Raw genomic sequence first — 12,374 nt, forward strand, 5'->3', positions numbered from 1 at the left:
ATCGTATCTACGAAGCGGCTCTTGTATTTTTGCCGCGCTGCACTAGGGCGCGGCTGGTAGTCTGCTTCGTCGGAAAATCACTGCCAGTCTTGAATTGAGCCTATACTACAAAATCATACTACATTAGCAGTGTGGGGATTCACCTTAAGTTGACACCAATGCACGTCAGTGCGCCCCTACGGTTTACACATCGATAGTCGGTAGGGTGCGTTAATAACGCACCTTTCTTTGCCACCATCTGTGGTATAGCGGCGTAAGTCCTGCTGTATTGACATTATCGGTGATATTCTGAGCCTCCTCATCCCTAATATTCTGCTGATGTTGCTAATGTGTTAGGTTGAGCGAAGTCCTTGGGTTGAGCGAAATCGAAACCCAACCGACTCACTCTAATTTTTCACAAGACATCATGAAACCTACCAATCGGGGCGGGTTTAATTTTATCTAGGTGCAATCGAAGAGATAGTAGTGAAACCCGCCCCTACAGATTTACGCAGGATACCTGACTAGCTATGCTGTTATGTCCAAATTATTTCGGTAGTGGCGTGGCACACCTTAATTGGTGGATTAGAATTGTAGGGGCGCATGGCGTGCGCCCAGTTTAAACGCCAAATCTATCCCACAATTTTAGGCGGTTATCCCCTTTTTCCAGTAACCTTTTAATGAAATATCCGCCGTAACCCACCAATCACAAACTTAAACTGTAGCCAATATTATCGGTAATATTCTGTTGCTTTTTCTAATCAGTTGGGTTTCCGGCGTTAACCTAACTGACTCACTGTAAGGTTTGTTTAAGCATCGCTAAGGCTTGGTCAATTCCTGGAAATTCAGCAGGATAGCGGGCTAATATTTCCGCCGATTCGAGAACGCCGCCACGAATGACACCGAATCTTGAAGGATGAGTTAGAGTGCTGAGAATGTCTTGCAGGTTTTGCAATCCGTCTTGTTTTTGACCGAGTGCTATTGTGCCAAGCGCGATGTAGAGTTTTTCTTGAGTATCCTCGCCATAACAACAGGTTAAGCTTTTCTGGATGAGTCGTTTAGCTTCTTTAACCTTGTTGTCGATGACATGAACCAATCCCAGATTAAATAGAGGGTAAAAAAAGTTGGCGTTAATCTGAAGCGAACGATTAAGAGAAGACTTCGCTTTCTGGGGCTGATTTTGCATCAGATAAAGGAATCCTAGATTATTCCAGGCTGTAGAGTCATCAGGCGTGAGGGCAATGACTTGGTTAAAACTCGCTATCGCTTCCTCATATCTCTCCAGATTTCCTAATGCGACGCCGCGATTATACCAGGCGTCAGAGAAATCAGGATTGAGGGAAATAACTTGGTCATAACTTGCTATCGCTTCCTCATGTCTTTCCAGATTATCTAATGCGATACCGCGATAATTCCAGGCGTCATAATCATCAGGATTGAGGGCAATAGCTTGGTCTAAACTTACTAGGGCTTCCTCATATCTCTCCAGATTTATTAATGCGCTGCCGCGATAATTCCAGGCGTCAGAGAAATCAGGATTGAGGGCAATAGCTTGGTCTAAACTTACTAGGGCTTCCTCATATCTCTCCAGATTGTCTAATGCGACGCCGCGATAATTCCAGGCGTCAGAGAAATCAGGATTGAGGGCAATGGCTTTGTCATAACTTGCTAGGGCTTCCTCATATCTCTCCAGATTGTCTAATGCGACGCCGCGAATAAACCAGGCTAGAGATAAATCAGGATTGAGGGCAATGGCTTTGTCAAAACTCGCTATGGCTTTCTCATATTGATTGCCGCTCAAAAACAGTAAGCTATGCTTCAAATATAAATTAACTTCCGTTTCTAGACTGTTGCTACTGTCGTCAAGTAAGTCGTTTAACTCTAAAGTCTTAATCACCCGTTCGTCTGGAGTCAGTTTTAAATACTCTTGCAAATCTCCTATTGATAATTCTTCTAGTCTAACTTGCCGTTCTTCCTCAGTTAACGGAAAATGAAATAACCCCGATCGCCAATCAAAGAAATCCGGTGCCCGCTGAATAAAATAGTTCAGGACAAAGGCAGGGACAACAAAGACAAAACTACAGGAAAAATCTGTACCAAACCGTTCTCGCTGTTGGTTTAAGTGACTTAAAATTGGCGGCACACCTTTCCAACTATAAGTATAAATTTCCGTCGAACTCCAACCACTCAGGCGTTTGGTATCTTCATACTCATATAACGCCTGTTCTATCCCCCGAATGACTAAAATATCAAAGCCTTCTGCTTGTCTCCGTTCAGCAATTTGGTCATAAACTTTTTGCGTCTCCCGCTCAATCTGCAACAGAGATAGTTTTTTCTGAGGTAAATCTCGCCGCAGTTGCTCAATAATTTGCTTCACCTGACGATAACCAGATTGCACCACAAAAAATAAACCAAATCCCTTCTTCCGCCGCAGCGCCCGTAACAGCCGACGGTAGACTTGATCAAAACTTTCTGGGGGTAATGAATTAGGCGTGATTGGCATCATCCACTTGTTTTAAAGCATCTTTAAACTTAGATACATCCAAAATAATCGGGTGAACATCATACCAGGTGTGCTTTTCTCCTTGCTGATTAAGATAGCGATATTCCAGTAAGCAACGGCTGAATAATAAACCCCGGTGCAGGTTATCATTGCCAATTTCTTTACTCTTATAAACTTGGGCGAGAATCTGCCATTGATCCTCTTCCACCGCCCGTTGATAAACGTCTCGCAGTTCCGCAATTGCCCGTTGTACCGCCCGCGCAGAAATCGGTAATTGATCCGTTCGATTGGTTGCTTCTTGCGCCAATTGAATTAAGTCTCGCATATACCCACCACTCATGCGACAGAGTTGTTCAAGTACGTCTGGCTCGGCAAATATTTTGGTTTCTAAGTCTAAATCGGTATAGGGTTCAATCCGGCGTCTAATCGTTTCCTTCAACTTGTCAATTCCGGGTTTATATACAGTGCCATCCTGCCACTGTACCATCACCGAGGGCAGAACTTTAGGAATGCCATAGTTATCCTTTAAATCCGTCGCCCATTTAGAATAAATCATGGAAATGGGGACAGTATAAACAATATGACAATCTAAAGCCTTAAGCTGTTCATGACGATCCAGAAAAATTTCCTCATGATTGCTGCGCCCATTCTCGCGGAAAATGGGGACAATCCGATCTAAGTTATCGGCAATAATCACTAATTGAGTTTTACCATCGGGTAACTTCTGCTTGGCATCAGCAATAAACTGATTAAGTGCCTTAAGCAAGGTTTCCGTATGGGGTTCTACCTTCTCGCGAATTTTCTGCCGTTGACTGGGTTCCGTGCGAATCGCCGCCGTTAGCTTGGCAAACTGATTTAATTGGGCTTCAATCGTCAACTTCTCCAGCTTCACCTCAGCCAAGAAAAAGTCTTTGAGTTCATCGTAGCGATCGCGTAACCAGTTAGCGATGGGTGTAGAATCAGCGTGTTGAAGCTGGGCGAGTAAATGGCGGGTGCAAGCCAGTAAGATATCCGTGTATTGAACATCTTGGACACTGATATCCTCTTGATCAGCGGCAAAATAGACAACAAAGCAGTTTTTCTGATCCAGATACGTCTGGAGTCGATACAATTCAGTCGTCTTACCCGCGCCACGATACCCAGAATACAACTGACAGGTTAACTCTTTAGAACGCTGAATGCTTTTACCTAAATCTTGTTGAATCTCCACATCCCCCCGCACCTCCCGACATTCCACATATTGAGGATCACCAGCAGGAAGCGGCATTGGCGTAAAGGAATTATAGATATTATCTAATAATGCTTCAATATTCGTCATTTGTCATTCGTCTTATGTCATTTGTTTGCTTCCCTATCACTAAGTCGGGGCGGGTTTAGTTAAGTTATCGGTTTGGCGTCATCAGTTATCCGTCAAACCCGCCCCTACACCCCCGGCTTTTCTACCTTAAGTTGACACGGGCGCACGTCGGTGCGCCCCTACAATTCTAATCCACCAGTTAAGCAATGGGCGTAGAGACGTTGTATGCAACGTCTGGAACAAATTAGCGGGTTGCCAAGACTCGGATAAATTCCAAGGGTAATCCATCGGTATCGGCAATAAATGCCACCTCGTACACGCGATCGCCGATAATTTGTTGAGTGGGTTCTAAGAGAACTTTCAGCGGCTGAAACTGATCCGGATTTTGACTGGATGCCTCAGCTAGCTTCTGTTGTAGCGATTCTAGCCAACGGGGTAAGTCAGGAACTGTTTCAGTGAGATCAAAGGAAAGATGATAGTAACCGACATAATGTTCATCCCCAAACGCATCCGGTGCTGGTTTAGGTTCCGGGATTTGAATCAGTTCAATACGTCCACTTAATCCCTCCATCCAACAGGCTAGCGTAATTCCCGCCGTGAAGCGTTCACAAACCGTAAAACCTAATTGTTCATAGAATGCGATCGCGCGATGAATATCAGCCGTGCGAATTGAAGCATGATGCATGATTTACGAATAGAGTTTTAAATATTTTAATCTCTGTAGGGGCGGGTTTGACCACTAACACTTCAACTCAAACCATTCACTTAACTAAACCCGCCCCGACTTGGTGATGGGAAAGCTGGAAAGAATGCCAAGCTCATTAAGGCTGGTGGGCATTGCCCACCCTACGGTATATCTAAACCCGCCCCAACTGAGTGATGGGAAAGCAAACAAAGGACAAATGACCAATGACAAATGACCAATAACCAATAACAACTTACTCAAATAATCGAAAATAAGGATAACGTACCGGAATTCCTGGCTCTTTTTCCAAATCGAAATTAATCACTTGCCAACAAGGATCATCCTCTGGATCAGGGCTAAATGCCACAGGTAAACCATAGAGTCGCGGGCGCCCCGGTTCCGATTGTCCCCGCCAAGGGGTACTCCGTTCTAGATAAGCACTAACTAAATCTCGATAGCGACTAGCAATAATCACTTTAGTCGCCCGATAACCTTGAGTGTAAAGGCGATCGAGCGCTTCGTGAATTTCAAAGCGAATCCCATCCGGATGGGTATGCTGACGATACCATTCACCCTGCCATTGACGCCAATGACGCCCCGATTGTAAGTGGATGAGTTCTTCAGTTTTGGGATCTGCCTCGAAAGCGCCATGCCGGGGACACAAATAGGTATCGGTCAATGTCAATGCCGGAATAGACTGCCGACAGTGAGGACATTGAATCTCTGAACCGAATATGGGGTACTGTAAACTAGGATTAATCATCTAGGGTTAAAAATATCGTCATTCGGCGATTGCGCTATTACCTGTATAAATATATCTGTGGCTTCATCAATTATAGAATACGCTCGAACACACTCATCTGTTTTATCGGCAATCGTGACTGATTCTTATCCCCAGTTTCCCTCAACTCCCTCCTATTGGTCTGCTGTTGATGTATCTCAAGCTGCCTTTATTGCACCCAATGCAGTGGTTATTGGTGAGGTGGCGATCGCATCAGAAGCCAGTATCTGGTATGGTGCTGTGGTGCGGGGCGATGTTGAGCGGATTGAGATTGGTGAATGCACCAATATTCAGGATGGTGCTATTTTACATGGAGATCCAGGTAAACCTACGATTCTGGAAGACCATGTGACAATTGGACATCGGGCTGTCGTCCATTCGGCTCATGTTGAACGGGGATGTTTGATTGGGATTGGTGCGATCGTCTTAGATGGTGTGCGGGTGGGATATGGTAGCATTGTCGGTGCTGGCGCATTAGTGACCAAAGATGTTGCCCCTTTATCCCTGGTGGTGGGCATTCCGGCGCGAAAAGTCCGCGATATTTCCGAAACGGAGGCGGCTGAATTAATCGAACATGCACAGCGTTACCAGAAGCTAGCGCTGGTGCATGGGGAGAAAGGCACAGATTTGGGGTTTCACTCACCTGGATGAGAACACCTAGACGGGCAAACTTATAGACGCTGAAAAAAAAAACTTGTCATCTATTGACTTTTGGGGGCATAATTTGGTTAAAACTATATGTATGAGAATCCTTCACAAATATTTAAGTATTAAGCGAGGTAGGTGAAACTATGGATTTGCGGTTACTCATTGTCTTGTTGCCTATCCTCTTAGCCGCAAGTTGGGCTTTGTTCAACATTGCTGGAGCGGCTATCGGTCAAATTCAGGCGTTTCTGAATAAATCCTGATCTGTGGGATAGACACAAATACCTTTTGTAGAGACGTGCCATGGCGCGTCTCTATGTCTATAATGCGGTACATTTGTTCTATCTACTCAATTAATGCTTTAGATAGCGGGACTCAAACAACGGATTGGGTCACTGTTTTCATGCTATTGCTACCACCTGAGCTTGGCTCAACTTGTACCCCTAGAGCCAACCACACAGTAAAGGCAATGGCAGTCACTAAAATTAGGGTATCAAATGCTGGTTTGATCAGCGATTCAATCTCTTGGATTGTCCAATGGTGGTGAGAGTGAACCAGTTCTTTAATACTCATGTCAAACCTCCGGCTGACTGTTGGGATTGCTCTGGTATTTTTTCCGTGTCTCCTAGAGCAGGGGAGGCATTTTGATTTCTAGTATAAGTAAATTTGCTTATTGTTTTGATTAAAATTGTGTGAAGTTACTGTAAAGTAGGGTGGGCAATGCCCACCTTACAGAAGAGCAAATTCAATATCGCTCTAATAAAAGCTTTACTTCGGCATCCAAATCGAAATCCCTCATCGCCTCCCATTCGGCTTGTCGAACTGCCAAATAAACCTGAGCCAAATCTTCACCCAAAGCGTCGAGGAGTACCGAGTCATGTCTAAGTTGTTCTATCGACTCGGCTAACGTGCTGGGCAATCGTTCAATATTAGCCCCTTGGCGTTCAGCATCCGTCATCGTACCGGGATCTACAGATACAGGCATTGCCAATTCTAAGCCTTGACGGATACCATCAAGTCCGGCGGCAATTGTTGCCCCTAATGCTAAATAGGGATTCGCCGTAGCATCCACGGTTTTGAGTTCAAAATTAGACGGACTCGGGGCTTTGGGGCTAGTGGGAACACGCACAGCCGCTTCCCGATTATCGAATCCCCAACACCGAAACGCCCCACTCCAAAATTGCGGGAGCAGGCGGCGGTAAGAATTGGTGCTGGGTGTTGTCAATGCCATTAACGCCGGTAGGTGGTGCAGAATTCCAGCGATAAAATGACGCGCTGTATCGGACAGATCGCCATTTCCCTGTGGATGAGGAATGAGATTTTCACCCTCTCGCCACAGACTCAGGTGCAGGTGACAACCGCTCCCTGCTTGATTGGCAAAGATTTTCGGTAAGAATGAGGCGATATGATCATGTTGAAGTGCGATCGCTTTAATCGTTTCCCGGTAGGCAATCTGTTGATCTGCCGCACTGAGGGCGTTGGTGTAGAGGATAGAGATTTCCTGTTGACCGGAACCCGATTCGGGATAATATTGCTCAACCAGCATTCCTTGTTGAATCAGAGCTTCTGCGATGTGATCAATGATCTCGTGATGCAAATCCATTGCCATCGTTGAGGCAAATACAGTTTCATCCGCAGGCACAATGCCCTCAGCCGTTCGCTGCAAGAGATAGAACTCATTCTCAAAGGCAGCAATCACCTCTAACCCCTCTTGGAGAGCCTCTGCAATCATGCGTTTGAGAAAATGACGCGGACAGAGACTCCACGGTACACCATTGAGGATCAAATCACCCATGACACGGGCATGAGTCCGGCAATAGGGTAAAGGAGTCAGTGTACTCCAGTCTGGCACGAGACGGATTTCACCAGCAGGTCCCAATCCACTCCCAGGCACAGTTGTATCATACATGACTGGGAAAGCTTGTTGAGCGGCACAAATACCGACACCATGGCTGAGGTACTCGGATAGGGTTTTCCGGTGGACGGCTTTACCCCGGATAATATTGGCATTGTCGCAGAAGATAATGCGGACGAATTGAATTCCCAGTGGGTCAAGATTTTTTAATTGTTGTTTTTCCATTCATTTCCCCGTGAGCGAGCGCTTGATGTGTGAGCCAAGGGCTAAAGGTTGGCAACCTATCCGACACAACGTTTTATAAATTTAACCTATCTGAGCGCGATCGCTCAATTTGCTGCCTCGGTTTTTCTCTCAGAGTAGATCCATAAATTAACGTTTCTTAATATAATGAGAAAATACACGGCTGATATAAAGGAGCGATCGCGTGCTAACCCTAGAACGCCTTGGAGAAGAGACCCTGAACAGAATTGCGACGTTGGCGCTATCCAGCCAAATCGATGATGCCAGAAAACTGGATGTGCGAGTGAAAACAGACCCCTCCCTGCTAGCCAAGGGTCAGTTGGAATCCCTAGCCATATACGGTGAGGGGTTAATCATGGAACAAAATATCCGTCTACAAGAGATGGTTATCCGGCTAGAAACCATTGCGGTTGCTCCCTTCAAAGCCTTGACGGGTAATATTGTACTGACCCAACCGACGGAAGGAACAGCACGGATTGTGATTGCTCAAGCTGACCTCAACCGTGCCTTCAACTCCGATGTGTTAGGGACTCAGCTTCGCTCACTCCAGGTTCAGGTGGACGGTAAGCCACAAACGCTCAACGTCAAGCAGGTAAATTGTCGCCTCTTAGCCGAAGGTCGAGTTTGTCTTGATGCTGATGTGCGGCTGAGTCAAAGTGATGAAACACAACGAGTATCATTCACCACCACTCCTAAAGTCAGTAATGACGGACGCAGTGTTGTCCTAGAGAAGGTTGAATACGTCCAAGGAAAAGAACTCTCAGCAGAACTCACTCAAGCCTTAGTAGCCAAGGCGGGTAAAATTTTACACTTGAGTCACTTTGAAATGCCAGGGATATCGCTACGTATGCATCATCTGGAGGTGAAAGACGGTCAACTCACCCTGCAAGCCGTGGCTCATGTGACCCAATTTCCATCCGTATGACGCGCTGAAGGGATGGGTAAGAACGCTAAAAAAGCGACTTGGTGTTGGGGTGTGGGGAAAATCCTAACAACTGTTAAGCGGTTCGGCATTTAAATAATGTGAATGGTACTGACTGGTATGTTGGTGGGCAATGCCCACCCTACGCTACGCTATATCAAGAGTTTCGGCGAGCCAAAAATGCTTATTTCAGTGCTGTTAACCTTAATGTCAGCGCCGTTATAATTGAGTCCGCGTAGGCGGACTTTGTTTGTGTAGCAGCGATTTTAATCGCCGTGGCAAAAAGGCTTACTCCCAACCTAGTCAATGTTATTTGTTATCCTATAGAATACTATATTTTGATCGAGATAACGTGAACCATGTCTCGTGCTACCCCTTATCAACCCTTACTTCTGAGACTGTTGCATGGCATCAATGGGCTGATTGCCATTTTAGCCATCATCTCCTCCTACTGGGTTTATGATACCTACGATGGACGATTCGGGCAACTTTCTCTACCGCAAATTCCGGATATTATTGACATTCATGGTACATTTGGCAAAACCTTACTCCTAGCCGTAATGCCAGCGTTTGCCTTATACAGTTTTCTTTTAGGCTCTAAACGCCTGGTTCAACCCAATTCGTTTCAAAAACTCAGACAACTGGGTAAACCTATCGGTTGGTATAGTCTGCATCGGATTGTTAATACGGTGATGTTATTGGCGGTTACTTTTTCCTTAGTGACTGGCAGTATGGTCAAAGAAGAATGGTTGCCCAATGGTGAATTAACTCATATCTGGTATTATCTTCACTTAACCGGATGGGTGATATTAGTTGGATGTTTAGCGATTCACTTGTTAATCAGTGCCAAGGTAGGAGGATTGCCATTATGGGTATCTATGTTTAAACTAAACTATCGTCCAGAGGATTCTCCCAAACGGTGGATTCAGACAGTGCGTTCATTCGTCCGGCGCGAGGATAGATAATATCATATCCCCAGAAGGCATAATATGAAGCGAAATACGCTACTTATTGTTATAGAAAGTATCGTCATTGGCGGGATTCTATTTGGTTGGATTGCCCCCTTATTATTTCCCTCAGAGGAACCGGAACAGAGTATAAGTCTTGTAGAAACATTGCAAGCAATCTCTGGAACACTTTTTCTAGGTTTTAGCTTGTATTGACTTGATGATGCGATGAGATCCCCCTAAATCCCCCTGCTTCAAAAGGGGGAATTTGATTACATTATATTTCAGGTTCAGCCTTAAGTTGACACTAGGAAATCGGTCAAGAAACCGGGTTTTTTTGGGTGAAAGCTTGATATGAGAGTTGTCATCCTCACTCTTAACCCGGTTTCTGATAATACTTGACCGACGCTCTAGGCTATCTTAGCTACTGAAGTGACGCCGGAAGCGAGGATCAAGATGATGTTTTTTCTTTAAATTACAGGAACGGCAAAGAGTTTGTAGGTTACTAATATCATTTTTCCCCCCACGGGCAAGGGGAATAATATGATCAATTTGCAGTTTGGTGTCGAGTTGGGTTTTACCGCAGCTTTGGCATTGGTAATTGTCGCGTTTAAATACATAGTTTCTCACTTCTGGCGGAATGGGAATTCGCGGTGTTTTTTTCATGGGTTTTCTGGCGTTTCGGGCGCAAGCCTTGCGCCCCTACAATAAATAGGAATTGGCGGCGTTTTGTTTATTGGTTTTCTGGTTGATTTTCTTGATTGATTCTCTGACGCAAATCATCAAGTGGCGATTCTGGCTGGGAAATTTCGGGTTCATTGCTTGCTGATGTTTCTTCAATTTCAGGTTCATCAGGACAAAATTCAAGAGTGACTTTTATTCTAAATTTTCCTTGTTGCCAGCCCTTAGCCCCAAGTTTTAGGGTTTTTCCCTTGATTCCTTCATTAAACCATTTTTCTATTTTATCTTTATTGGCATTGGGTAAATTCCTGGATATCATTTCTATTGCTGATACCATTTGTCCACTTGTAAACATTGAATCAGAAATAATTTTATCGTTATTGTCTACGGAGACAACTTCTTCATTGTCTAAAGGTTTGAATCTATCTTCCATATTTATCTCCACAATTATCAGTCATTTATCTAACTTTTCCGCTGTATTACTCTTGGGAAAAAGATTGAGTTAACATCCCTCAGTTTATGGTTTTTTGGGGCGCAAGCCTTGCGCCCCTACAAGGAATGGGAATTGGTGGCGTTTTGTTTATTGGTTTTCTGGTTGATTGTCTTGGTTGATTCTCTGACGTAAATCATCTAGGGGCGATTCGGGTGGATCAACTTTTGGATTATCACTGGTATCTTTATTTCCATCCTCCGGCTCTTCTGTATAAAACTCAAAGCTAACTTTTATTTTAACTTTTCCTTTTTTCCATCGATTAGCACCTAGCTGGAGTATTTCACAATCTACGCCCTCGCTAAACCATCTCGTATATTCTTCATACTCATCGTTTGGTCGCAAAATTGTTTCATCTATATTCACTCCATTATCAACTAAATTATTATTAATCCTATCTCCTATGTCTGCATCCAATGATTTATCTAAAGCTTGCTTTAATTTCTTGACTCTAAATGTATCGCCTCCAAAATCCAAAACATCGTTGTCATCACATTTAGATAGAGATAAATTATTTTCCATGTCAATTTATAGTTACTGAATTTACCCTGAAAACTATTTTAATCGAAAATCAATGAATCATCACTAAAATCCAAAACATCTTCATCATTAAGATCCAGTAGTTTTAAATTATCGTCCATGTCAAATGCCAATTAAATTTTGCCTTGCTGCTGTTCATGTATTTTGCGGGCGCAAGCCTTGCGCCCCTACAATAAATGGAAATTGGTGGCGTTTTGTTTATTGGTTTTCTGGTTTATTTTCTTGGTTGATACTCTGACGCAAATCATCAAGCGGCGATTCTGGCTGGGAAATTTCAGGTTCATTGCTTGCTGATGTTTCTTCAATTTCAGCTTCATCAGGACAAAACTCTAGAGTGAGTCTAACTTTGCCATTCTGCCAACCTTTACCTTCATGGGTGAGAACTTGACCTTGTATTCCCTCATTCCACCAACCATTTACTTCTTCTATATCTCGTCGTTTTTTCTGGATTGAATACTTTAGGACATTATCATTGTTTATAAGTAAGTTAATCATTGCTTTCATGAATTCACTTACTTTAAACGTGGGATGTGCAATTAAAATTGACAAAGAATCCTCAGATAAAGATACTATTTCATCTTGCTGTAGGCGTTTTAAATGGTTTTTATTGTTCATTTATTATCCCCTTTAGAGAAATGGTGCGTTAGCGAAGCGTAACGCACCATACTGGGCTGACAACTATTTTAATCGAAAATCTAAGTTATTGTAGGTTGGCTAGAGCGTCAGCGTTACCCAACAGGAAATCATAGAAGTTGGGTTTCGTTCCTCAACCTAGCTGACAAAGGTAACAGGGTGGGTTTTTCGGG

The 12,374-nt window shown here is 44.0% G+C and carries 16 protein-coding genes; 5 read left to right on the forward strand and 11 right to left on the reverse strand.

Features of this window, described 5'->3' with window-relative positions:
* Nucleotides 1-772: 772 nt before the first annotated feature.
* The 5 genes from RIG27_RS00380 to RIG27_RS00400 form a co-directional block, all read right to left on the reverse strand.
* Nucleotides 773-2,485, reverse strand: coding sequence for a tetratricopeptide repeat protein (locus RIG27_RS00380; protein WP_446341387.1), 1,713 nt, complete (start codon nt 2,483-2,485; stop codon nt 773-775).
* Nucleotides 2,466-3,800, reverse strand: a complete 1,335-nt coding sequence (locus RIG27_RS00385) for an ATP-binding protein (protein WP_446341389.1) — start codon at nt 3,798-3,800, stop codon at nt 2,466-2,468. Before RIG27_RS00385 ends, RIG27_RS00380 begins: the two co-directional genes overlap by 20 nt.
* Before the next feature lie 223 nt (nt 3,801-4,023).
* Nucleotides 4,024-4,464, reverse strand: coding sequence for a VOC family protein (locus RIG27_RS00390; protein ID WP_446341391.1), 441 nt, complete (start codon nt 4,462-4,464; stop codon nt 4,024-4,026).
* Between the two features lie 84 nt (nt 4,465-4,548).
* Nucleotides 4,549-4,725, reverse strand: coding sequence for a hypothetical protein (locus RIG27_RS00395; protein WP_446341393.1), 177 nt, complete (start codon nt 4,723-4,725; stop codon nt 4,549-4,551).
* Nucleotides 4,718-5,227: a TIGR02652 family protein gene (locus tag RIG27_RS00400; RefSeq protein WP_446341395.1), complete on the reverse strand. Its 510-nt coding sequence runs from the start codon at nt 5,225-5,227 to the stop codon at nt 4,718-4,720. The genes RIG27_RS00395 and RIG27_RS00400 overlap by 8 nt, the downstream gene beginning before the upstream one ends.
* Before the next feature lie 114 nt (nt 5,228-5,341).
* On the opposite strand from RIG27_RS00400, the gene RIG27_RS00405 reads away from it, so the two are divergent.
* Both RIG27_RS00405 and RIG27_RS00410 read left to right on the forward strand, forming a co-directional pair.
* On the forward strand, nt 5,342-5,896 hold the full coding sequence (locus tag RIG27_RS00405; RefSeq protein ID WP_446341397.1) for a gamma carbonic anhydrase family protein: 555 nt from the start codon (nt 5,342-5,344) through the stop codon (nt 5,894-5,896).
* Between the two features lie 140 nt (nt 5,897-6,036).
* On the forward strand, nt 6,037-6,153 hold the full coding sequence (locus RIG27_RS00410) for a photosystem II protein Y (protein ID WP_446341399.1): 117 nt from the start codon (nt 6,037-6,039) through the stop codon (nt 6,151-6,153).
* Between the two features lie 112 nt (nt 6,154-6,265).
* On the opposite strand, the gene RIG27_RS00415 is transcribed toward RIG27_RS00410, so the two are convergent.
* The gene (locus tag RIG27_RS00415; protein WP_446341401.1) at nt 6,266-6,463 is read right to left on the reverse strand and encodes a hypothetical protein; all 198 of its coding nucleotides are present in this window, start codon (nt 6,461-6,463) and stop codon (nt 6,266-6,268) included.
* A 172-nt stretch (nt 6,464-6,635) separates the two neighbouring features.
* The gene (locus RIG27_RS00420; protein WP_446341403.1) at nt 6,636-7,970 is read right to left on the reverse strand and encodes a glutamine synthetase family protein; all 1,335 of its coding nucleotides are present in this window, start codon (nt 7,968-7,970) and stop codon (nt 6,636-6,638) included.
* 202 nt (nt 7,971-8,172) lie between these two features.
* On the opposite strand from RIG27_RS00420, the gene RIG27_RS00425 reads away from it, so the two are divergent.
* The 3 genes from RIG27_RS00425 to RIG27_RS00435 all read left to right on the forward strand — a co-directional run bounded on the left by RIG27_RS00425 (nt 8,173) and on the right by RIG27_RS00435 (nt 10,073).
* Entirely contained in the window at nt 8,173-8,913 is a 741-nt protein-coding gene (locus RIG27_RS00425; protein WP_446341405.1) for an LmeA family phospholipid-binding protein, read from the forward strand.
* Nucleotides 8,914-9,269: 356 nt separating this feature from the next.
* The gene (locus RIG27_RS00430) at nt 9,270-9,875 is read left to right on the forward strand and encodes a cytochrome b/b6 domain-containing protein (RefSeq protein WP_446341407.1); all 606 of its coding nucleotides are present in this window, start codon (nt 9,270-9,272) and stop codon (nt 9,873-9,875) included.
* Between the two features lie 24 nt (nt 9,876-9,899).
* Nucleotides 9,900-10,073, forward strand: coding sequence for a hypothetical protein (locus tag RIG27_RS00435; RefSeq protein ID WP_446341409.1), 174 nt, complete (start codon nt 9,900-9,902; stop codon nt 10,071-10,073).
* A gap of 204 nt (nt 10,074-10,277) precedes the next feature.
* On the opposite strand, the gene RIG27_RS00440 is transcribed toward RIG27_RS00435, so the two are convergent.
* The 4 genes from RIG27_RS00440 to RIG27_RS00455 all read right to left on the reverse strand — a co-directional run bounded on the left by RIG27_RS00440 (nt 10,278) and on the right by RIG27_RS00455 (nt 12,183).
* On the reverse strand, nt 10,278-10,523 hold the full coding sequence (locus tag RIG27_RS00440) for an HNH endonuclease (RefSeq protein WP_446341411.1): 246 nt from the start codon (nt 10,521-10,523) through the stop codon (nt 10,278-10,280).
* 67 nt (nt 10,524-10,590) lie between these two features.
* On the reverse strand, nt 10,591-10,971 hold the full coding sequence (locus tag RIG27_RS00445; RefSeq protein WP_446341413.1) for a KGK domain-containing protein: 381 nt from the start codon (nt 10,969-10,971) through the stop codon (nt 10,591-10,593).
* 147 nt (nt 10,972-11,118) lie between these two features.
* Nucleotides 11,119-11,550 (reverse strand): KGK domain-containing protein, encoded by a 432-nt coding sequence (locus RIG27_RS00450; protein WP_446341415.1) that lies wholly within the window; start codon nt 11,548-11,550, stop codon nt 11,119-11,121.
* A gap of 216 nt (nt 11,551-11,766) precedes the next feature.
* On the reverse strand, nt 11,767-12,183 hold the full coding sequence (locus RIG27_RS00455) for a KGK domain-containing protein (protein ID WP_446341417.1): 417 nt from the start codon (nt 12,181-12,183) through the stop codon (nt 11,767-11,769).
* Nucleotides 12,184-12,374 lie beyond the last annotated feature (191 nt).

This window comes from Coleofasciculus sp. F4-SAH-05, assembly GCF_040222985.1.
Taxonomy (GTDB): domain Bacteria; phylum Cyanobacteriota; class Cyanobacteriia; order Cyanobacteriales; family Coleofasciculaceae; genus Coleofasciculus; species Coleofasciculus chthonoplastes.

Excerpts from the sequence above, each read along its gene's own strand:
- RIG27_RS00380 (WP_446341387.1), bottom strand. The coding sequence starts at position 2,485 with ATGATGCCAATCACGCCTAATTCATTACCCCCAGAAAGTTTTGATCAA.
- RIG27_RS00385 (WP_446341389.1), bottom strand. The coding sequence starts at position 3,800 with ATGACGAATATTGAAGCATTATTAGATAATATCTATAATTCCTTTACG.
- RIG27_RS00390 (WP_446341391.1), bottom strand. The coding sequence starts at position 4,464 with ATGCATCATGCTTCAATTCGCACGGCTGATATTCATCGCGCGATCGCA.
- RIG27_RS00400 (WP_446341395.1), bottom strand. The coding sequence starts at position 5,227 with ATGATTAATCCTAGTTTACAGTACCCCATATTCGGTTCAGAGATTCAA.
- RIG27_RS00410 (WP_446341399.1), top strand. The coding sequence starts at position 6,037 with ATGGATTTGCGGTTACTCATTGTCTTGTTGCCTATCCTCTTAGCCGCA.
- RIG27_RS00415 (WP_446341401.1), bottom strand. The coding sequence starts at position 6,463 with ATGAGTATTAAAGAACTGGTTCACTCTCACCACCATTGGACAATCCAA.
- RIG27_RS00420 (WP_446341403.1), bottom strand. The coding sequence starts at position 7,970 with ATGGAAAAACAACAATTAAAAAATCTTGACCCACTGGGAATTCAATTC.
- RIG27_RS00430 (WP_446341407.1), top strand. The coding sequence starts at position 9,270 with ATGTCTCGTGCTACCCCTTATCAACCCTTACTTCTGAGACTGTTGCAT.
- RIG27_RS00435 (WP_446341409.1), top strand. The coding sequence starts at position 9,900 with ATGAAGCGAAATACGCTACTTATTGTTATAGAAAGTATCGTCATTGGC.
- RIG27_RS00440 (WP_446341411.1), bottom strand. The coding sequence starts at position 10,523 with ATGAAAAAAACACCGCGAATTCCCATTCCGCCAGAAGTGAGAAACTAT.
- RIG27_RS00445 (WP_446341413.1), bottom strand. The coding sequence starts at position 10,971 with ATGGAAGATAGATTCAAACCTTTAGACAATGAAGAAGTTGTCTCCGTA.
- RIG27_RS00450 (WP_446341415.1), bottom strand. The coding sequence starts at position 11,550 with ATGGAAAATAATTTATCTCTATCTAAATGTGATGACAACGATGTTTTG.
- RIG27_RS00455 (WP_446341417.1), bottom strand. The coding sequence starts at position 12,183 with ATGAACAATAAAAACCATTTAAAACGCCTACAGCAAGATGAAATAGTA.